Here is a 21,239-nt window from a genome sequence, read left to right as displayed (position 1 = left end):
CCCGGAACGGGCTGTGGGCGCCGCCCAGGACAGGGTGGCGCCCACAGCAGCACGTGGCAGGGGGTCAGTCGGCTCGGCGCGTGCCCGCCGACGTGCGGCGGCGCAGCGTCGGGGCCGGCGGGCGGGGGCCCCGCGGGGCCGGTGCCCCGGTGCCCGGCTCGGGCAGGCGCAGCGAGAGCGCCGCCGCCGTCGGGTTGCGGAAGACGTCCCGCAGCGTGAGGTCCTGGCCGAACTCGGCGCGGATCCGGTTGAGGAGCCGGACCGCGAGCAGCGAGTGACCCCCCGACTTGAAGAAGTTGTCGTCGCGTCCGAGCGCACGGCCCCCGAGGACGTCCCGGAAGACTCCCAGGAGACGCTCCTCCCGGGCGTCCGGGGCGGTCGCCGTGCCCGGACCCTCCGCCTCGGCGGGCGCGTCCCCGCCGGGCACGGGCAGCCGGTGCACCGGGACGACGCGTGCCGGGGCCAGGTACTCGGGGAGCCGCTCGGCGGCCCAGGCGCGCAGGGCCGCCCCGTCGGCGCCGCCGGGCAGCCGCGTGACGTAGGCGTGGAGCCGGTCGTCGCGGACGGCGACGGCCGTTCCGGTGACGTCCGGGTGCCGGCCGAGGACGTCCTCGACGTGGCCGGGCTCCACCGGGTAGCCGCCGACGGTGAGCGAGGCCACGGGCCGGAGCCGCCCGTCGGCGTCGGCGAAGGCCCGGCGGCCGGTGGCGCGCAGGCCGCCGCCGGGCGCCGGCTCGTGGACCTCGCCGGGCACGCGTACGGGTGCGGGCCGTCCCCGCCCGTCGAGGACGAGGTCCCGTCCGGCGGGGGCCGCCGGGCCGTACGGCGTGGCGGAGAGCGGGGTGCCGGGATCGGCGGCGAGCGCGGTGAGCGTGTCGGTCAGCCGCCGGGCGAGGAGGGCCGCGGTGGACGGGTCGTAGAGCGCGGTGGCGTACTCGAGCGCGCCGCGCAGTCCGGCCGGGGCGCCGTCGGCGTCGGCGAGTTCGGTCAGCGCGAAGGTGAGGTCGGACTTGGCGCCCGCCGCGCTGAAGCCGATCTGTTCGCCGTCCAGGACCGAGGGGGCGCTGTGCCCGCCCGATGCCGCGTGCACCTGGAGCATGACCTGGACGAGCGGGGCATGGGCGGCGGAGCGGTGCGGGCTGAGGTGTTCGACGAGCCGGTCGAAGGGGAGGTCCTGGTTGCTGTAGGCGGTGAGCCCGGACTCGCGGACGCGGCGCACGAGTTCGGTGAAGTCGGGGTCGCCCGAGGTGTCGGTGCGCAGCACCAGCGTGTTGACGAAGAAGCCGACGAGCGGGTGCAGGGCGTCGTCCGCGCGGCCCGCGACGGTGGTGCCGATGGCGAGGTCGGTGCCCGCGCCGTGCCGGGTCAGGAGGGCGGCGAGGGCGGCCTGCACGACCATGAAGAGGGTGGCGCCGGTGCCTCGGGCGACGCGCAGCAGCGCCCGGTGGGTGGCGGCGTCGACGTCGAAGGCGGTGAGGGCGCCGGCTCCGTCGCTCAGGGCGGGGCGCGGCCGGTCGGTGGGCAGGGCGAGGAGCGGGGGCAGGCCGTCGAGGGCGGTCCGCCAGTGGGCGAGCTGTTCGTCCGCGACGCCGTGTTCGCCGTCGAGGAGCTCGTGCTGCCAGAGGGTGTAGTCGGTGTACTGGACGGGCAGCGGCTCCCACGCCGGGGCGCGGCCCCCCGCGCGGGCCCGGTAGGCGGTGTCCAGGTCGGCGAGGAGGCAGCCCGTCGACCAGCCGTCGCCGGCGATGTGGTGGACGAGGAGCACCAGGGTCTGGCCGCCGTCGGCGTCCGTCACGAGCCGCGCCCGGAAGGGGATCTCGTCGGCCAGGTCGAAGACGTACCCGGCGGCTTCGTCGACGGCCGCGCGCAGGGCGTCCGGGCCGTCGGCGCCGACCTGGTCGAGGACGGGCACCGCGCCGGTCAGGACCCGCTGGTACGGCTCGCCGTCCGCCGTCCCGCAGACGGTGCGCAGCACCTCGTGCCGGTCGGCGACGTCGGCCAGGGCGGCGGCCAGGACGGCCGGTTCGAGGGGGCGGTGCAGCCGGGTGACGACGGGGATGTTGTAGGTGGCGCTCGGGCCCTCCAGGCGGTCGAGGAACCAGAGCCGGAGCTGTGCGGCGGACAGGGGGACGCGTGCGGGGCGCAGCGCGTCGGGCACGGGTCGCAGCGGGGGCCTGGCCGGTCCGTCGCCGCGTTCGTCGAGGCGGCGGAGCAGTTGTCGGGGGGTGGGGGCGAGGAAGACGTCACGGATGGCGGCCTGGAGGCCGAGGGCGCCCCGGACGCGGTTGGTGAGCTTCCCGGCGAGCAGGGAGTGCCCGCCCAGCTTGAAGAAGTTGTCCTCCGGCAGCACCTCGTCCCGGTCCAGGATCTCCCCGAAGAGGCCGCGCAGGATCTCCTCACGGGGGTCCGTCCCGGTGCGGGTGCCCGTCCCCCGGCCGTCCCCCGCTCCGGCGCGCCCGCGCTCGGTCTCGGCGTGGGCCCGGGCGGCCGCGAGGGCGTCGTGCCGCCGTTCGAGCTCCCGGCGCTCCTCGCCCGTGAGCAGGTCGACGCCGCTCAGCGGGGTGTCTCCGGCCCGTTCGGCGAAGACCGCCAGGGCGCGCCGGAAGAGGGTGAGGAGGAGCTGCGCGGTGTCCTCGTCGTAGAGGTCCGTGGCGTACTGGAGGCCGAGGAGCACTCCCCCGGGTTCGCCGGCGGAGTCGTGCGTCTCGACGCAGTGGAAGGAGAGGTCGAACTTGGCTCCGGCGAGGTCGGCGCCGTCTGTCCGCCCGGTGATGCCGCCGAGGCGGACGGTCTCGTCCCGCGCGGAGCGGGCGGTCTGGGCGCTGAGCATCACCTGGAAGAAGGGGTGGCGGCCGAGGGAGCGTTCCGGGTTGAGGTCCTCGACGAGGAGGTCGAAGGGCAGGTCGTCGTGGGCGAAGGCGGCCAGGTCCCCGTCGCGCACGCGCCGCACGAGGTCGTCGAGGGTGGGATCGCCGGACAGGTCGGTGCGCAGGGCCAGGGTGTTGACGAAGAAGCCGACGAGGTCGTGCAGGTCCTCCTCGGGGCGGCCCGCCACCGCGGTGCCGACGACCGTGTCGTCGCCCGCGCCGGCCGCCCGCAGGGCGAGGGCCAGGGCGGCCCGGACGACCATGAAGAAGGTGACCCGGCGGCTGCGGGCGACGCCGGTCAGTGCCTGGTGGGCGAGGGTGTCGAGGGCGGTCGTCAGGGTGGCTCCACGGCCGCTGGGTTCGGTGAGCCGGGGACGGTCGGCGGGCAGCCGGGTCTCGGCCGGGATGCCGTCCAGGGCCGTGCGCCAGTAGGCCGTCTGGGCCTCGCGGACGCCGTGCTCGCCGTCGAGGAGTTCGCGCTGCCAGAGGGTGTAGTCGGTGTACTGGACGGGCAGCGGCTCCCACGCCGGGGCGCGGCCCTGGGCGCGGGCCCGGTAGGCGGTGTCCAGGTCGGCGAGCAGGGAGTCCACCGACCAGCCGTCCGTCGCGATGTGGTGCACCGAGAGGACGAGGACCGCGGTCCCGTCGGCGACGCCGAACAGCCTGACTCGGACTGGAAGTTCGCTGGTGATGTCCAGGGGGACGCGGGCGAACTCGGTCGCCCGCGCCCGGGCGTCCTCGGGCGCGGCGCACTCCTCGGTCTCGACGCGGACGGCCGCGGCCTCGACGACGTGCTGGTACGGCTCCCCGTCCCGTACCGGGTAGAGCGTCCGCAGCACCGCGTGACGGTCCGTCACGTCCCGTACGGCCGCCTCCAGGACGGTCGTGTCGGGCCTGGCCTCCAGGTGGAGCACCATGGGGGCGTTGTAGGCCGGGGAGGATCCTTCGAGGCGGCCCAGGAACCAGAGCCGGCGCTGGGCGTACGAGAGGGGGAGCGGGTCGGGGCGGTGCTCGGGCGGCACCGGGCGGAGGGCCGGGCGGCGGGGTCCGTCGCTCCGTTCGTCGAGGCGGCGGAGCAGTTGTCGGGGGGTGGGGGCGAGGAAGACGTCACGGATGGCGGCCTGGAGGCCGAGGGCGCCCCGGACGCGGTTGGTGAGCTTGCCCGCGAGCAGGGAGTGCCCGCCGAGCTTGAAGAAGTTGTCCTCCGGCAGCACCTCGTCCCGGTCCAGGATCTCCGCGAAGAGGCCGCGCAGGATCTCCTCACGGGGGTCCGCCACGGAGCGGGATCCGGCGCGCTCGCCCGCCTCCTGCCGGGTGGCGGCACGGGTCCGTGCCGCCTCGGCGAGAACCGCGTGGCTGCGGTCGAGGGCCTCCCGCTCGGCGGGCGCGAGGAGCTCGACGCCGCTGAGGGGGGTGGTGTCCCGCTCCTCGGCGAAGGCGGTGAGCGCGCGCCGGAAGAGGGCGAGGAGGAGCCGTGCGGTGTCCTCGTCGTAGAGGTCCGTGGCGTACTGAAGCCGGAGGAGCACTCCGCCGGGCCGGCCGTCCGCGTCGAGGGTCTCCTGGCAGTGGAAGCTCAGGTCGAACTTGGCCGTGGCCAGGTCCGCTTCGTCGAGGACGCCGGTGAGGGGGCCGAGCCGGACGGTGTCCTCCTCCTGGCCGCCCCGGGAGCTCAGCATGACCTGGAAGAACGGGTGCCGGCCGAAGGAGCGTTCGGGGTTGAGGTCCTCGACGAGGAGGTCGAACGGCAGGTCCTCGTGGGCGAAGGCGACGAGGTCGGACTCGCGGACGCGGTCGACCAGGGCGCCGAGGGCGGGGTCGCCGGACAGGTCGGTGCGCAGGGCCAGGGTGTTGACGAAGAACCCGACGAGCTCGTGCAGGTCCTCCTCCGGGCGGCCCGCGACAGGCGTGCCGACCACGATGTCGTCGCCCGCGCCGGCCGCCCGCAGGGCGGCGCCCAGGGCGGCGCGGGCCACCATGAAGAAGGTTCCCCGCCGGGCGCGTGCGAGGGCGGCGAGCGCCCGGTGGTCCCCGGCGCCGAGGTCCGCCGAGACCACCGCGCCGCGGTGCCCGGGCTCGGTGGGCCGGGGGCGGTCGGCCGGCAGGCGGGTCTCGGCCGGGATGCCGTCGAGGGCCTTGCGCCAGTGGGTGAGCTGCTCGTGCGCGGTGCTCTCGGGGTCCTCGGGGTCCCCGAGCATGTCGCGCTGCCACAGGGCGTAGTCCGCGTACTGGACGGGCAGCGGTTCCCAGCCGGGTGCCCGGCCTCCGGTGCGGGCACGGTAGGCGGTGTCGAGGTCGGCGAGCAGGCAGCCCACCGACCAGCCGTCCGTGGCGATGTGGTGCAGGAGGAGCACCAGGACGGCGGTGCCGTCCGCCGCCGCGAAGAGCCGGACCTGGAGCGGGAGTTCCCGCGTGATGTCCACGGGGAGCCGGGCGAAGGCCGTCGCCCGGGCGGCCACGTCCTCGCCCGGGGCGCACTCCTCCACATCGAAGGGCACGGTGGCGTCGGCCAGGACGTCCTGGTACGGCTCCTCGTCGCGGGCCGGGTAGACGGTCCGCAGCACCTCGTGCCGCTCCACCACGTCCCGTACCGCCGCTTCGAGGGCGCGCGGGTCGGGCGTCGATCCCAGCCGGAGCACCACGGGGGCGTTGTAGGCCGAGGAGGAACCCTCCAGCCGGTTCAGGAACCACAGTCGGCGCTGGGCGTAGGACAGGGGGATCACGGTTGCTGCTCCTCGTGAGTGGCGGGGGCGGGCGGCTGGGGCGACGGCGGGGACGGCGGTCAGGCATCCCGTGCGGCCAGCAGCTCCTCGATGTGGGCGGCGAGGTCGCGCAGGCGCGGGTGGGCGTACACGGCCTTGACCGGGAGGGCCACGGACAGCTCGACCCGTACCCGGGAGACGAGCTTGATCGCGAGCAGGGAGTGGCCGCCGAGCTTGAAGAAGTTGTCGTCCGGGCCGATCGAGTCGGCGCCGAGGACCTGCGTCCAGACGCGGGCGATGAGCTCCTCCGCGCGGCCTTCCAGGCCGGGGGTGTCGTCGGTGCCGGCCGTCCGGGGCCCGGTCTCGGCCGGGGCCGCGGCCCGGGTGGGCAGGGCGGTCCGGTCGAGCTTGCCGCTGGGGGTCGTGGCGAAGCGGTCCACGGCGACGAAGGCGCTGGGCACCATGTAGGCGGGCAGGTCGGCCGAGAGCGCGGCACGCAGGGCGGCGGTGTCGCCGCCCCGGTGGTAGGCGATCAGGGTGGCGGTGCCGGCGGCGTCCTCGCCGAGGATCACGGCCGCCTCGGCGACGCCGTCCACCCGGGTCAGGGCGGCCTCGATCTCGGGGAGTTCGATGCGGTGGCCGCGCAGCTTGACCTGTCCGTCGGCGCGGCCGAGGTAGACGAGCCGGCCGTCGGGCAGCAGGCGGCAGCGGTCGCCCGTGCGGTACATGCGCCCGCCGGATCCCTCGGCGCCGTCGGTGGCGGCGAGGTCGGGGACGAAGCGCTCCGCCGTCAGTGCGGGGCGGCGGCGGTAGCCCCGGCCGACGCGCGGGCCCGCCAGGTACAGCTCCCCGGACTCCCCCGGCCCGACCGGTGCGAGCTTCTCGTCCAGCAGCCGCATCCGGAGCCCCGGCAGGACCGCGCCGATGTGCGGCTCGCCCGGCGCGTCGATCCACCCGGCGGTCGCGTCGACGGTGCACTCGGTCGGCCCGTAGACGTTCAGCGCCCGGAGGAGGCCGCCGCGGTGGGCTGCGGCGAGCCGGTCCCACAGGGCGGGGCTGATCGCCTCGCCGCCGACGAGGAGCGTCAGCGGGCGCGGGCCGCCGTCCCGGGAGATCAGGTCGAGGAGCGGATCGGCGTGCGAGGGGGTGATGTCCAGGTCGGTGAGGGCCTGCTCGTCGACGAAGGCGGCGAGCAGGGACGGGTCGCGGCGGGTCTCCTCGTCGATCATGACGAGGGTGTCGCCCCGGCAGAGCCGCGTCCACTGCTGGACGGAGGCGTCGAAGGACGGCGAGGCGTTCCAGCCGACCCGGCGGCCCTCGCCGGTGGCCGCGCCGGCCTCCTCCAGCTCCTTCAGGAGGAGGGAGGCGGAGCCCCGGCCGATCTCGACGCCCTTGGGGCGGCCGGTGGAGCCGGAGGTGTAGATGACGTAGGCGAGCGTGTCCCCGGTGACCGGCACGGGTGCGTACGGGGCGGGGGCGCCGCTCGGGGCGGCGGTCAGCTCGGCGACCGGCACGACGCGGGCACCGCTCGCCGGGGCGGCGTCCGTGCCGCTCCCGCCGTCCACGACGACCAGGTCGGCGCCGGAGTCCTCGACGAGGTAGCGGCGGCGGTCGGCGGGCAGCGCCGGGTCGACCGGCAGGTAGGCGGCGCCCGCGGTGAGGGTGCCGATGAGGGCGGTAACGAGGGCCGCGCCCCGGGGCAGGCAGAGCGCCACGACGCTCTCCGGGCCGATGCCGAGGGCGCCGAGCCGGTCGGCGAACACGGTGGCCGCGGCGCGCAGTTCGTCGAAGGTGAGGGCTTCGTCGCCCGCGACGACGGCGGTACGGCCGCCGGGGGCGGTGGCGAGGCGGGCGAGCAGGTCGGCCGCGCCGGTGCCGGCGGCGGCGCAGGTCCCGCAGGCGCAGGCCTCGGTGAGGAGGGGGGCCGGGGCGGCGGGAGCGGCGGCGGGGCGCTCGGGGAGGACGGCGGTCATGGCGGGGCTCACCTTCCGTACAGGGTGGTGGAGGGGGCGGTGGTCGGGGAGCAGTCGGACAGCCGCACGGGCTCTCCCATGGCGACGACGATCTTCCGGTCGCCGGAGTACGACTCGCGGCCGTGGGCGCAGAGGATGTTGTCGACGAGCATCAGGTCGCCGGTCTGCCAGCTCTCGCGCACCGTGACGGCCTGGTAGACCTCGTTGATCGCGTCCACCTCGGCGTCGGTGAGGGTGGTGCCGTCGCCCAGCCGGGTGTCGAACGGCAGGCCGTCCGGGCCGAAGGTGTCGGTGAGGACCTCGCGGACGTCCTCGTCGAGGCTGCGGGCGTTCCAGAAGGCGAAGTGGTTGAACCAGGAGCGCTCGCCGGTCACCGGGTGGGTGATGATCGCGGAGCGGCGCTGGCGGGTGCGCAGCGTGTCCTCGTCGAGCCACTCGTATCCGATGGCGTTGGCGTCGCAGTACTCCTCCGCCCCGGCCGGCGCGTCGGAGGAGAAGGCCTTGCGCCAGGGCATGCCGGCCAGGTCGGAGTAGTTGCGGACCAGCAGCCAGCCGGCCTCGGCGAAGCGGTCGACCAGGTCCGCCGGCAGCATCGCGAGGGCCTTGCGCATGTCGCCGACGGTGGTCGCGCCGCCGGTCTCGGGCGCGGTGACGCAGCCGAAGAGCAGCACGCCGGGGAAGTCGAGGGTGTAGCTGTTCTCGTTGTGCAGGCGGATCGCCTGGGCGGCCGGGAGGTCCGTCGAGGAGAACACTCCCTCGCCGAAGTCGCTGCGGGGCGTGGCCTTCTCCTTGTAGCCCGCGCGCTGGGCGATCAGGGCGTCCCGGGCCTCGGCGAACGTCTCCGTGTCCGTGACCGGGAGGCCGCGGAGCATGACGGCGCCGGAGCGGTGGAGCTCGGCCTGGATGGCGGGGAGCTGCGCGGACAGCCAGACGGTGGCCTCGGCCATGGAGCCGAAGGCGGGCGTGTGGACGATGGCCGGCTTGCCGGGCTCGCGGGTGACGGAGATGCCGGTGGTGGCAGGGCTCTGGGCGTACGTGGTCATGGTGGGTTCCTCGTGATCCCTCGGGCGGGCGGGTGGGTCGGCGGGTGATCAGGCGTTGCTGGGGGCGGCGGTGTGCAGCGTCTCCAGGACGGGGTTCAGGCGGGCGAAGAAGCCGGGGAGGTCCTGCTGGAAGTAGAAGTGGTCGCCGGTCAGGACCTGGGGCACGACCGGGTTTCCGGCCACCAGGGACCAGCCGTCGAGCATGTCGACCGGGACGATCGGGTCGGCGTCCCCGCCGAGGACCGCGACCGGGCAGTCGAGGCGTACGTCCGGGGCGGTGCACCGGTAGGCGTCGTCGATGGCGAAGTCGGCGCGGATGGACGGCAGGACGATCTCGCGCAGCTCCTCGTCGTCGAGGATGCCGTCGTCCGTGCCGCCGCGCTCCTTGATGGCCGCGACCAGCTCGTCGTCGTCGAGCAGCTCCGGGTGGACGGGGGCCTGGTTGGGCAGCACCGGCGGCCGGCAGGCGGAGGCGATCAGGCCCTGCGGGGTGCGGCCGACGGCCTGGAGGGCGCGGGTCACCTCGAAGGCGACCAGGGAGCCCATGCTGTGGCCGAGCACCACCAGGGCTCCGGTGTCCGCGGGGAGCGCCTCGACGACGGGCAGCGCCAGGTCGTCGACGGACTCCGGCAGGTCCTCGCTGAAGCGGGCGCCCCGGCCCGGGTACTGGCCGATGAGCAGCCGCACGTCGGCCGGGAGGTGCTCGCGCCAGGCGCTGTAGGCGTGCGCGTTGCCTCCGGCGTGCGGGAGCACGAGCAGCGACAGGCGGTGCGGGCGGTCGCCGGGCAGGTCCCAGACGACGTCCTCGGGGGCGGGGGTCGGGGAGGTGGTCATGAGCTGATCCGTTCGGTCGTGAGGGCGGTCGGGGTCGTGCGGGTGGTCTCGTGCGTGGTCGCGTCGGTGCGGCGGCGGAGGGCCGGTCGTGCCTTCTTCGCCGGCGCGGACGTGAGGGACGCGATGTGCTCGGCGAGCCGGGCGGGGGTGGGGTGCTGGAAGACGTCGCGGATGGTGAGGCGGACGTCGAGGGCACCGGCGATGTGGTTGGTGAGGCGGGCTCCCAGGAGGGAGTGGCCGCCGTGGTGGAAGAAGTCGTCGTCGATGGTGAGTGCGGCGGAGGTGTCGAGCGTGCGGGCGAAGAGGGTGAGGAGGGTCTCCTCCAGCGGGGTGCGCGGGGCGCGGCCGGCGGAGGCGACGGGGCCCGGCTCGGGCAGGGCGCGCCGGTCGACCTTTCCGTTGGGGGTCAGCGGCAGCCGTTCCAGGACCATGAGGTGCGTGGGGACCAGGTGTTCGGGCAGCCGGTCCGCCACGTGCCGCCGGATCTCCTGGGGGTGCGTGTCGTCGGTGGCGACGACGTACGCGGCGAGCTGCTCGTGGTGGACGGTGACGACCGCCTGGGTGACGGTGGGGTGGGTGAGGAGCGCGGCCTCGGTCTCGCCGGGCTCGACCCGGAAGCCGCGGATCTTGATCTGGTCGTCGGCCCGGCCGTCGTAGTGGAGATGGCCGTGGCGGTCGAAGTGGGCGAGGTCGCCGGTCCGGTAGAGACGGCTGCCCGTGGGGCCGAAGGGGTGCGGTACGAAACGGGCGGCGGTCAGGTCCGGACGGCCCAGGTAGCCGTGGGCGAGACCCTCGCCGGCGAGGTACAGCTCACCGGTCACGCCCGGGGCGCACAGCCTCAGCCGGCCGTCCAGGACATAGGCCGCCTTGTTGACCAGCGGCGCCCCGATGGGGATCAGACCGTGCGGCTCCTCAGCGGGCTCGACGGGATGGGTCGTCGTGAAGCCCATGGACTCTGCCGGACCGTAGCCGTTGACGACGCGGATGCCGGGCTTCAGCCGCTGGAGCTTGTGCACGTGTGCCGGGGAGGCCGCCTCGCCGCCCGTGTAGGCGACGGTGATCGTGTCGAAGGCGGCGGGGTGTTCGTCGACGAGGAAGTTGAACAGGCTGGCCGACAGCTGGAGCATGGTCACCCCGTGGCGGCGGGAGAGCGTGTCGATGAGGACCGGCTCGGGCCGCTGGCCCGGCTGGAGGACCGTCGACCCACCGTGCAGGAGGGCACCCCAGAACTCCAGGCTGAACGCGTCCCAGGACACCGGCGAGCACTGGAGGAACACCTCCCCCGGACCGAAGTCGCCGTAGGACTGGCCCGAGACCGTCGACACCAGGTTCCGGTGCGAGGACAGGATCGCCTTCGGCCGGCCCGTCGAGCCCGAGGTGAACATCAGGCAGGCCGCGTCGTCCGCGCTCAGTGCGACGCCGACGTTCTCGCCGCTGAGCTCCGCCAGGTCCGCGGAGGAGCGGGTGGCGGTGGACCAGGGCCCGGTCAGCCGTGCCCCGAGGCGGGGCTCGGTGACGAGGACGCCGATGCCGGCGTCGGTGGCCGCCGAACGCAGCCGCTCGTCCGGGAAGTCCGGGTCCAGGAGCGTGTATCCCGCCCCCGCCTTGACGACCCCGATCACCGCCGCCGCGAACTCCACCCCGCGCTCCAGGAGGACACCGGCCATGTCGCCGCGCCCGAGACCCCGGGAGCGCAGGTGACGGGCCCAGCGGTTGGCGGCGGCGTTCAGCTCGGCGTACGTGATCCGGCTGCCGGTCCCGTCGATGAGCGCGACGGCATCGGGGCGGCGGGCCGCCTGCTCCTCGAACCGCTCCACGAGCGTGCTCTCCACGGCCTCGGTCGCGGGGCCCGCCCACGGGCCGGTCAGCAGTGCGCGCTCCTCGTCGGAGAGCACCTCCAGTCCCGAGAGCCGCAGGTCCGGCGCGTCGAGGACCTGCCCGAGCACCTGGCCGAGGACGGTCGCCATGCGGCGTACCGTGGCCTCGTCGAACAGCTCGGCCGCGAAGAGCACGGTCGCCCTCAGCTCCTTGTCGTCGCCGGAGCGGAGGAAGAACTCCAGGTCGAACTTGGCCGACCCGTTGGCGGACGTCTCCACCGGACCGGTCGGGACTCCGGTCAGTGCGAAGGCGGGACCGCCGTCGGTCTCCAGGCCGAGACTGATCTGGAAGAGGGGGTGCCGCGAGAGGCTGCGGGGCGGGTGGACCGCTTCGAGCACGAGGTCGAAGGGCGCCGCCTGGTGGGCGAAGGCGTCCAGGTCCGCCGCACGGACCCGCCGCAGCAGATCGCGGAAGGTCGGGTCACCGGCGCTGCTCGTCCGCAGCACCAGGGTGTTCACGAAGAAGCCGACCAGGTCCTGGAGCGCCCGCTCGCCCCGGCCCGCGACCGGCGTCCCGATCGCCAGATCGGACCCCGCTCCGAGCCGCGCGAGCGCGGCGACCAGAGCCGCGTGCACCACGATGAACGGCGTGCAGCCCTCGGCCCTCGCGAAGGCGGCGACCCGCGCGAAGAGGTCCCCGCCGAGGTCCACCTCGACCTGGCCGCCCCGGTGCGAGGCCCTGGCCGGCCTCGGACGGTCCAGGTTCAGCCCGTGCTGCTCCGGCAGGCCGTCCAACGCGTCGCGCCAGAAGGCGAGTTCACGGCCGAGCGTACTGTCCGGGTCGTCCGCCGCGCCCAGCGTCCTGCGCTGCCAGGCGGCGTAGTCCGCGTACTGCACGCCCAGGGCCTCCAGCACGGGGCCTTCGGCGCCCGCCAGCCGCGCTTCGTACGCCCGCCGCAGGTCGGCGAAGAACACCCCGTTCGACAGACCGTCGGTCGCGATGTGGTGCGTCACCAGCGACAGCACGACCCCGCCGTCACCCAGCTCGAAGGCCACCGCCCGCAGCGGGAGGTCCATGGCCAGGTCGAAGACCCGGCCCGCCTCGGCGGCCAGCTCCTCCTCCAGGCGCTGTGCGTCGGTCCGGCGCCAGTCGACCGACACCCGGGCCCGCTCCGGCGGCACGACGAGTTGGCGCGGCTCGCCGTCCACCGACGTGAACACCGTCCGCAGCGGGGCGTGCCGCTCCACCACGTCGCTCAGCGCGGAGTCCAGCGCGATCCGGTCCGGCGCGCCCTCCAGACGTATCGTCATCGGCACGTTGTAGGCCGCGCTGTCCCCCTCCAGCTGGGCCAGCAGCCACAGCCGCCGCTGGGCGAAGGACGCCGGGGCCAGGTCTCCGGCCCCCTCCCCCGCGACCGGGGGCGGGACGGCCCGGACGCCCTCCCGCTCGCCGAGCAGCTCCGCGAGGCCCGCGACCGTGGGGTGTCCGAAGACGTCCCGGATGGTCAGCTGGACGCCGAAGGCGTCGGCGATGTGGTTCGTGAGGCGCGCGGCGAGCAGCGAGTGCCCGCCGAGGGAGAAGAAGCTGTCGTCGATGCCGACCGGGCCGTCCGTCTCCAGGGTCTGGCCGAAGAGCGCGACGAGCGCCTCCTCGGCGGCGGTGCGCGGCGCACGGTGGGTGCCGAGGACCTGCGCCGGTGCCGGGAGCGCCCGCTTGTCGATCTTGCCGTTCGGCGTGACGGGCAGGCTGTCGAGGGTGGTCAGGTAGGTGGGGACGAGGTGGTCGGGCAGCCGGGCGGCGACGTGCCGGCGGATCTCCTCGGGGTCCGTGGCGGGGTCCGAGACGACGACGTAGGCGGCGAGCCGCTGCTCGTGGACGGTGACGACGGCCCGGGTGACGGTGGGGTGGGTGAGGAGCGCGGCCTCGGTCTCGCCGGGCTCGACCCGGAAGCCGCGGATCTTGATCTGGTCGTCGGCCCGGCCGTCGTAGTGGAGATGGCCGTGGCGGTCGAAGTGGGCGAGGTCGCCGGTCCGGTAGAGACGGCTGCCCGCGGGGCCGAAGGGGTGCGGTACGAAGCGGGCGGCGGTCAGGTCCGGACGGCCCAGGTACCCGTGGGCCAGGCCGTCACCCGCCAGGTACAGCTCACCGGTCACGCCCGGGGCGCACAGCCTCAGCCGGCCGTCCAGGACATAGGCCGCCTTGTTGACCAGCGGCGCTCCGATCGGGATCAGACCGTGCGGCTCCTGAGCGGGCTCGACGGGATGCGTCGTCGTGAAGCCCATGGACTCCGCCGGACCGTAGCCGTTCAGCACCCGGATGCCCGGCCGCAGTCGCTGGAGCTTGTGCACGTGCGCCGGCGAGGCCGCCTCGCCCCCGGTGAACGCCACGCCCACCGTGCCGAAGGCCTCCGGGTGCTCGTCGACCAGGAAGTTGAACAGGCTCGCCGACAGCTGGAGCATCGTCACCCCGTGACGGCGCGACAGCTCCTCGATCAGCACCGGCTCGGGCCGCTGGCCCGGCTGGAGGACCGTCGACCCGCCGTGCAGGAGGGCACCCCAGAACTCCAGGCTGAACGCGTCCCAGGACACCGGCGAGCATTGGAGGAACACCTCCCCCGGACCGGTCGCGACGTAGGTCTGGCCCACGAGCGTGGACACCAGGTTGCGGTGCGAGGACAGGATCGCCTTCGGCCGGCCCGTCGAGCCGGACGTGAACATCAGGCAGGCGGCGTCGTCCGGGCCCAGCGGCAGGCCCAGGTTGCCGGGGTGGTGGGAGAGGAGCTCGCCCGGGGCTTCGGTGTGGGTCTCCCAGGGACCGTCGACGCGCGCGGCCAGGACCGGGCGGGTGACCAGGTGGCCGATGCCGGCGTCGGTGGCCGCCGAACGCAGCCGGTCGTCCGGGAAGTCGGGGTCGAGCAGGACCAGGGCGGCGCCGGTCTTGAGGACGGCGATCAGGGCGGTGGCGAAGCGGACGCCCCGCTCCAGGAGGACGCCGGCCATGTCGCCGCGCCCGAGGCCCCGGGAGCGCAGGTGCCGGGCCCAGCGGTTGGCGGCGGCGTTCAGCTCGGCGTAGGTGATCCGGCTGCCGGTCTCGTCGATGAGCGCGACGGCATCGGGGCGGCGGGCCGCCTGCTCCTCGAACCGCTCCACGAGCGTGCTCTCCACCGCCTCCGCGACCGGCCCGGCCCAGCGTCCGGTCAGGAGCTCGCGCTCCTCCCGCGAGAGCACGTCGAGGTCGGCGACCCGGTGGTCGGCGGGCGCTTCGGCGGCGAGGGCGGCGGTGAGGAAGGCGGCGAACCTGTCCTGGTGGTCGGCGACGGCCGTCCCGTCGATCCCCTCGACGGGGGTGTCGAAGTCGATGCGCAGGCCGTTCGCGGCGCCCAGGTCGAACACGGCGACGCTGAGGTCGTCGACCGGGCCGTTGCTCACGTTGTGGTTGATCGTCGGACGTCCGCAGACGGTGAGTTCCGCCTGGAAGCCCATGATGTTGAGGACGGGCGTCGCGAGCCTGCGGGAGCCGTCGATGACTCCGGCGTCGCGGCACAGGTCCTCGTATCGGGTCATCTGGTGCCGCAGGGCGTGCTTGACCTCGGCTCCCACCGCTCCCACCAGGGCGCCCAGCGAGTCCTCGGGGCCGACCCGGAGTCTGAGCGGCACCACGTTGGACGCCATCCCGGGGGTGCGGCGCGCCAGCCGGGAGGTGCGGCCGGTGACCGGCAGGGCGATCATCAGTTCGGTCCGCCCGGTGACGCGGTGCAGGTAGGCGGCGAACAGCGCGACGACGAGGACGGACCAGGACACGCGCTCGCCCCGGGCGACCGTACGGAGCCGGTCGGCGTCCGCCGGGGAGACCCGTACGCTCCGGCGGGAGAAGGGCAGACCGCCGTGCGCGGGCCGCGCCCGTCCGGTGCCCCGGACGAGACCGGCGGGGGCGTCGGGGGCGCCGGCGAGGTGGTCCCGCCAGGCGGCGCGTTCGGCGGCGGCCTCGTCGGACCGCCGGTATTCCGCGTCCTCCGCGAGCAGGTCGGCGAGGCTCCCGAACGGGGACGGGCTCCAGGGCTCGCCCGCGACGGCCTGCTCGTACAGCTCGACGAGCCGCGCCAGGGTCATCGACACGCCGCCGCCGTCGACGACCAGGTGGTGGAACCCGTGGAAGTAGAAGTACCGCTCCTCGCCCAGCTTGATGAGCGCGCAGCGGACCGGTGCCTGGTCCGCGAGGTCGAAGGGGGCGGTGATCAGTGCGTCGATGAGCCGCCAGGCCTCCCCCTCGGGATCGTCGGCGGCGCTGACGTCGGTGAAGGGCAGGGCGCGCGAACCGGCGTCGGGATCGATCAGCTGCCAGACCTGCTCGCCGTCGTCCTCGAAGCCGCGGGTGCGGAGGTAGTCCGCCTCCTCGACGAGCCGGCGCCAGGCGGCCGCCATCAGCGCCGGGTCGACGGGGCCGTTGATCTCGCGGCACTCGGCGACGTTGTACTTCCTGCCGGTGGGGTCGAGGGCGTGCGCCGTCCAGATGTCACGCTGGGCCACCGAGAGCGGCAGCCGGACGGCGGCCGGAGCGGGTGCGACGGGCGTGTCGAACGGCATGGGGGCTCCTGTGGAAGTCACGTCGGAGGACGAGGGGCGGGCCGGGCGGGGCAGTCGCCATACAACCCGTGGGCGGGGGCGCCGGGCGGCAGTTGATGCGGCGGTACGGGAGCGGTTGGGCGGCAGTGGGGCGGCAGCGGCGGAGCTTCCGGCAGTCGGACCGCCGCCGAGGGAGCGGGAGTTGCCGCTCGGCGGGGCGGGTTCCGGAGGCCGGGGCCGCTCGGCTCGTCGGCTTCAGGGGCCGGCGCCCGGCGGAGCGGGGTGGAGGGGGCCGGGGGCCGCTCAGCCCGTCGGCTTCTCGGTCCGGCGCCCGGCGGGGGCGGGGTTCTGGGGTCCGGAGTCGCTCAGCCCATCGGCTTCGAGGCGCTCAGGCGGAGGCGGTGGCGCTGGTCGCCGTCAGGTCGCCGGCGACCGCCCGCACCACGCCGAGCACGCGGAACGCGGAACGCCCGGTGTCGGTGCTCGACCGGATGACGCCGCTGACCAGCAGGTCGCGGACGGCCCGTCCGCAGTACGGCAGGGGCATGCCGGTGAGGCGGACGACGTCGTCGAGGACGAACTCCTGATCGTCCGCGTCGCAGAGCGCGGCGATCAGCCGGCGGTGCCCTTCGGGCAGCGCGGCGAGGGTGTGGGCGACGCGTTCGCGCAGGCGGGAGCCGGACCGGCCGTCGGCCAGGTGGTCGAGGAGCGGCGCCGGGTCGGACTCGACGATGCCGCGCAGGGTGGCGAGGTCGCAGACGGTGAGCCAGGACGCCGCGGCGGAGAGGGCGAGCGGGTGGCCGTCGAGCCGGTGGCTGACCCACGCGATGTCGGTGAGGACCCGCTCGTCGGGGACGACGTCGGGGCGGACGTGGCGGAGCCTGCTGAGGAGGAAGCGGGCGGCGGGCGCGTCGGGGCGGACCCCAGCGGTGGGGTCCGGTGCCTCCAGCGGGGAGAGGAGGAAGAGGCGTTCGCCGGGGACGTTCCAGGGCGCGTCGGCGGTGACAAGCACGCGGAGGCCGGGGAGCTCGCGCAGCAGCCGGGTCAGACGGGGGAAGTCGAGCAGCGCGGCGTCGACGCCGTCGAGGACGAGCAGCACGGGGCGGTCCCCGAGCGCGCCGGACACCTCGGCGACCAGGTCGTCGGCCTCCCCCTCGCCGTGCAGGAGGAGGGCGCAGTCGGCCGTCAGGGCCGCGGACCGGTCGTCGCAGGCCGGGAGTGCGTCGGCGACCGCCCCCGGAGCGGTGTGCCAGAGCACGGGGAAGCCGGCGTCGTGCAGCCGGGCCGCCGCCTCCAGCGCCAGTCTGGTCTTGCCGACCCCGCTGAGCCCCACGACGGTGATCAGGCGTTCCGCTCCGGAGCGGAGTTCCTCCGCGAGGACGGTGGCCTCCGCGTCTCTCTCGATCAGCGGGTGGAGGGGTACGGGCGGGGCCGGGCGTTCGGCGGCGAAGTGCCGGGCCCCGGCGCCGCCCCGGTGGCCGCGTCGCGAGGCCTCCTCCAGGGCCGTGCGGGCCCGGGGGCCCAGGCGGAGGGCGTCGGCGATGAGCCGGACCGTGTCCGTCCTCGGCCGCTGGGCCTTGCCCTTCTCCAGGTCGCGGATCGCACGGACGCTGATGGTGGAGAGGTCCGCCAGTTCCTGCTGGGTGAGCCCGATGCGGAACCGGTGGCCGCGTATGAGGGTGCCGAGTGCGGCGGTGGCCGTCACGGTGTCCTCCGGGGAGAGACTGGTCGTCATGAGAAGCTCCCGCTCGTCGAGTTGGGGCGGGCCTCCGGGAGCGGCCCGGTCGGGCCGCGGACCGGGGGCTTCGCCTCGCCGTCTGCTGGGACCCATCGTCCGGAGGCGGCCTATTCGGGGGGCATCGCGTGACTAAGGGCGGGCGGCGGTGACGGTGATAGCGGTGCGGGTGCCGCGATAGCGGCCGGGGCTCCGTGATAGCGCCGCCGACGGAGGGCCGCGCCGTGATAGCGGGGTGATAAGGCAGCGAGCGGTGCGGTGAATCCGGGTCTTCCTAAGTTGGTGTCCAGAAGGAAACGCCGCACACCACCGAGAGGCAGGACCCCATGTCGAACACCACCGCCGCCGCCCGCAAGGCCCTCCGCGCCGCCGTCACCACCGCGCTCATCGTCATCGCGACCGGCGCCGGCGTCCAGGCGGGCTGGGCGGACGACGCCACCGGCACCACGACGGGCACCACGGCCGGCCAGACGGCGTGCCCCACCCCGGGCACCCCCGCCCCCGGTGGCACCACGACCACGGGCGGCACCACGACCACCCCGTGCAGCAAGGACAACAACCCCTGGGACTGACCCCGCCCGGCTCAACGCCCGGCTCAGCAGCCGATCGCGAGCAGCCTCTCCGCCTCCGCGAGCTCCCGCCCCATCCGCCGCTCGCGGAAGACCTCGACCGCCGGCACGAGCAGCTCACGGGAGCGCCCCGGCTCCGCGTCGAGGAGACGCGCGAGGTCCAGGCGTGCCAGCGCGCCGCCGCCGAAATCCATGACGCCCTCCCGCGCGGACACCGCGCGGTCGAAGAAGTCCCTCGCCCGGTCGGGGCGGCCCATGACGCTGAAGGCGAGACCCAGGTCGCGGAGCAGATGCCCTTCCCCGATCACGTCGCCGGAGTCCCGGCACAGCTCCAGTACTTCCGTGAAGGTCAGGACGGCCAGGTCGCTCCGACCCTGTTCGAGCAGCAGCTGTCCCACGCGCCGCAGGGTTCTCGCGCGGCCGCCCGTGTATCCGACGCCCTCGTAGATGTCGAGCGCCTCGTCCAACTGCTTCTGCGCCGCGTCGATCTCGCCCTGCCGCATCCGGATGTGGGCGCTCTGGGTGAGGACGATCGCGCGGCCCACGACGTCGCCGGCCCGGTCGAAGTCGGCCAGGGACCTCCGGTACATCTCCAGGGCGCCGAGGTCGTCGCCGTTGGTGCGGGCGATGAGCGCCATGTCGCGGCGGCACAGTGCCTCGCCCATGGGCTCGTCGAGCGCCTGGAAGACGTCGAGCGCCGAGTTGAGCGCCTGCTTCGCCGTGTCGAACTGGTTGCGGCTCATGTAGAGCGAGCCGAGCGACGCCCGTACGGCGGCCGTGCCCCGCAGGTTCCCCGCCTTGCGGACGGCGGCCAGTGCGCTCAGATGCGTCTGCTCCCACAGGTCGTAGTGGCCGCGCACCTCGAAGAGGGTGACGAGGGAGGTCGCGAGGTCCCAGCTGAGGTCGTGGAGCCCGGCGTCTGCGGCGTGCTCGACCATCCCGCAGAGGGAGGCCTGCTCCGCGTCGAGCCAGGCGAGCGGGTCGGCGAGGACCTCGTCCGAGTACGCGGCCGGGGGTTCCCAGCGGGGCGCGTCGCCGTGGAGGACGGTGAAGTCCCCGCCGTAGACCTTCCGGTGGGCCTGCTGGGCCAGGTGCATCCAGCCGCCCGCCATCCGGGCCAGTGCCTCCTGCCGCACCTCGGGTGTGTGGTGGGCGGCCAGCTGCTCGCGTGCGTACACGCGGATGATCTCGTGGAAGCGGTAGCGGAAGCCTCCGGTGCGCTCCACTCCCGCGACGTCGAGCATCTGCACGTCGACGAGGGGCTCCATGAGGTCGGAGGGGAAGGGCCGGTCGTCGTCGAGCAGCGCTCCGGCCAGCCAGCTCGGCAGGGTCGGTGCCTGCGCCATGCTCAGCAGGCGCAGCAGCCGTCGGTCCTCGGGGGCCAGTCCCTCGTACGTCAGCGACAGGCTGGCGCGCATCGTCATCTCGCCGTGGGTGAGCTCGTCGAGCCGGTGGCGCTCGTTGGCGAGCCGCTGCACCATCGAGGCGAGCGTCCAGTGCGGGCGCGCCGCGAGGCGGGCGGCGACGATCCGCAGCGCCAGCGGGAGCCGTCCGACCGTCCGGACCAGGGCCTCGGCCGCCACGGCCTCGCCCGCGACCCGCTCGCGTCCGACGATCCGGGAGAGCAGTTCCAGGGCCCGGTCCTCGGCGAGCACGTCGAGCTCGACGCGGTGCGCGCCGGGCAGGGCGGTGAGGCGGGCCCGGCCGGTGACGAGGACGGCGCAGCCCCGGCTGCCGGGCAGGAGCGGCAGGACCTGGCCTTCGCCGGCGGCGTCGTCGAGGACCACCAGGACGCGCCGGGAGGCGAGCCGGGTGCGGTACATCTCGGCCCGCTCGTCGAGGGATTCGGGGATGAGCTGGCCGGGGATGCCGAGGGCGCGCAGGAAACGTCCCAGGACCTCTTCGGGGGTGGCGGGGGTGCCGGTCGTGCCGCGCAGGTCGCAGTAGAGCTGTCCGTCGGGGAAGCCGGTCTCGGACAGCCGGTGGGCCACGTGCACGGCGAGGGTGGACTTGCCGGTGCCGGGCTTTCCGGTGATGGCGGCGAGCCCGACGGTGGTGCGGCCCGGACTGCCGGTCAGGGCCTGTTCCAGCGCGGCGACCTGCCCCGCGTCGGACACGAAGTCGGCGACGGCGGCGGGGAGCTGGTGCGGCACGGCATCCTGGCGAACCGATTCTGCTGACGGGGCGCCCACGGCTGCGGCCGGATCCGTCTCCTCGTCGGCGGCCGCCCCCGACGGCCGGGACGGCGGCTCGTCCGCCTTCTTCTCCGCCGGTACGCGGCCGGGCGCGGGCGCGGAGGGGGCCGGGAGCCGGCCGTTGAGGATCGCCGACTCCAGTTCCCTGAGCTCCCGGCTGGGTTCGAGGCCGAGTTCCTCGGCGAGGAACCGTCTCGCGGTGCGGAAGGCCTCCAGCGCCTCGGCCTGCCGGCCCGACCAGTAGAGCGCCTGGATGAGCTGGCCGCGCAGCTTCTCCCGCAGGGGGTGTTCGTGGGTGAGCCGCTGGAGCTCGCCGACGAGGCCGTCGTACCGTCCGAGTTCGAGTTCGAGCTGGATGCGGAGTTCGACGGCGGTCAGGCGTTCCTCGTTGAGCTGGCGTGCCTTGTTGGCGAGCGGGCCGCTGTCGAGGCCGGAGAGGCAGTCGCCCTGCCACAGCGTGACGGCGCTCCTCAGCAGTTCGACGGCGCGGTCGAGTGCGCCGCCGTCGCGCAGCTTGCGGGCCCGTAAGACGAGGTCGGTGAAGAGGGCGGCGTCCACGTTGCCGGGGTCGGTGTGGAGCACGTATCCCGGGGGCCGGGTGGTGATGGTGACCTCGCCGTCCGCCCCGGCGAGCAGCTTCCGCAGGCGCGACACGCAGATCTGCACCTGGGTGCGGGCGGTCTCCGGCGGGTTGTCCTCCCAGATGAGGTCCACCAGGTGATGGGTGCTGACCACCCGGTTCGTCTCCAGCAGGAGGGCCGCGAGGATGACCTCCTGGCGCCCGGGGGGCAGTCTGAGGGGTCCGCCGGGGCCGTGGACCTGTAGCGGTCCGAGCACCCGAAAGGCGAGGGGCGACATGTCCGGGAGTTCCTGGATTCTGTCCCCGATGTCGTCCGTCACCGATTCCCCCACCAAAGAAACGAGTTGACACGTCAGGTCCGAGT

General features: G+C 74.7%; 8 protein-coding genes. 1 reads left to right on the top strand and 7 read right to left on the bottom strand.

The features are described from left to right. Positions 1-64: 64 nt before the first annotated feature. From ACFYXU_RS16115 to ACFYXU_RS16090, 6 genes are all read right to left on the bottom strand, one after another. Positions 65-5,587: a condensation domain-containing protein gene (locus ACFYXU_RS16115; protein ID WP_389458042.1), complete on the bottom strand. Its 5,523-nt coding sequence runs from the start codon at positions 5,585-5,587 to the stop codon at positions 65-67. A gap of 59 nt (positions 5,588-5,646) precedes the next feature. Beyond that, positions 5,647-7,539, bottom strand: a complete 1,893-nt coding sequence (locus ACFYXU_RS16110) for an amino acid adenylation domain-containing protein (RefSeq protein WP_389406731.1) — start codon at positions 7,537-7,539, stop codon at positions 5,647-5,649. Positions 7,540-7,547: 8 nt separating this feature from the next. Next, positions 7,548-8,582 carry a TauD/TfdA family dioxygenase gene (locus ACFYXU_RS16105; RefSeq protein ID WP_389406730.1) on the bottom strand — a complete coding sequence of 345 codons (1,035 nt, stop codon included), beginning with the start codon at positions 8,580-8,582 and terminating at the stop codon, positions 7,548-7,550. A 48-nt stretch (positions 8,583-8,630) separates the two neighbouring features. Beyond that, positions 8,631-9,416: a thioesterase II family protein gene (locus ACFYXU_RS16100; protein ID WP_389406729.1), complete on the bottom strand. Its 786-nt coding sequence runs from the start codon at positions 9,414-9,416 to the stop codon at positions 8,631-8,633. Further along, the gene (locus ACFYXU_RS16095) at positions 9,413-15,817 is read right to left on the bottom strand and encodes an amino acid adenylation domain-containing protein (protein ID WP_389458040.1); all 6,405 of its coding nucleotides are present in this window, start codon (positions 15,815-15,817) and stop codon (positions 9,413-9,415) included. The genes ACFYXU_RS16100 and ACFYXU_RS16095 overlap by 4 nt, the downstream gene beginning before the upstream one ends. Positions 15,818-16,184: 367 nt before the next feature. Further along, the gene (locus ACFYXU_RS16090; RefSeq protein WP_376509266.1) at positions 16,185-17,531 is read right to left on the bottom strand and encodes a helix-turn-helix domain-containing protein; all 1,347 of its coding nucleotides are present in this window, start codon (positions 17,529-17,531) and stop codon (positions 16,185-16,187) included. 326 nt (positions 17,532-17,857) lie between these two features. Between ACFYXU_RS16090 and ACFYXU_RS16085 the strand changes: the two genes are divergently transcribed. Then, positions 17,858-18,103, top strand: coding sequence for a hypothetical protein (locus ACFYXU_RS16085; RefSeq protein ID WP_376509267.1), 246 nt, complete (start codon positions 17,858-17,860; stop codon positions 18,101-18,103). Between the two features lie 23 nt (positions 18,104-18,126). Here the strand turns inward: ACFYXU_RS16085 and ACFYXU_RS16080 are convergent, their stop codons facing one another. Continuing rightward, a complete protein-coding gene (locus ACFYXU_RS16080) occupies positions 18,127-21,153 on the bottom strand; it encodes a BTAD domain-containing putative transcriptional regulator (protein ID WP_389458038.1) in 3,027 nt (1,008 codons plus the stop codon). Positions 21,154-21,239: the final 86 nt, after the last annotated feature.

It is taken from the genome of Streptomyces sp. NPDC002232, assembly GCF_042890295.1.
Classification (GTDB): Bacteria; Actinomycetota; Actinomycetes; order Streptomycetales; family Streptomycetaceae; genus Streptomyces.
The sequence above is the reverse complement of the archived record's forward strand: the minus strand, read 5'-3'. Positions and strand labels throughout refer to the sequence as shown.

Bases quoted from the DNA above. Each gene is read 5' to 3' on its own strand.
- ACFYXU_RS16095 (WP_389458040.1), bottom strand. From the start codon at position 15,817: ATGCCGTTCGACACGCCCGTCGCACCCGCTCCGGCCGCCGTCCGGCTG.
- ACFYXU_RS16100 (WP_389406729.1), bottom strand. From the start codon at position 9,416: ATGACCACCTCCCCGACCCCCGCCCCCGAGGACGTCGTCTGGGACCTG.
- ACFYXU_RS16080 (WP_389458038.1), bottom strand. From the start codon at position 21,153: ATGTCGCCCCTCGCCTTTCGGGTGCTCGGACCGCTACAGGTCCACGGC.
- ACFYXU_RS16090 (WP_376509266.1), bottom strand. From the start codon at position 17,531: ATGACGACCAGTCTCTCCCCGGAGGACACCGTGACGGCCACCGCCGCA.
- ACFYXU_RS16085 (WP_376509267.1), top strand. From the start codon at position 17,858: ATGTCGAACACCACCGCCGCCGCCCGCAAGGCCCTCCGCGCCGCCGTC.
- ACFYXU_RS16105 (WP_389406730.1), bottom strand. From the start codon at position 8,582: ATGACCACGTACGCCCAGAGCCCTGCCACCACCGGCATCTCCGTCACC.
- ACFYXU_RS16110 (WP_389406731.1), bottom strand. From the start codon at position 7,539: ATGACCGCCGTCCTCCCCGAGCGCCCCGCCGCCGCTCCCGCCGCCCCG.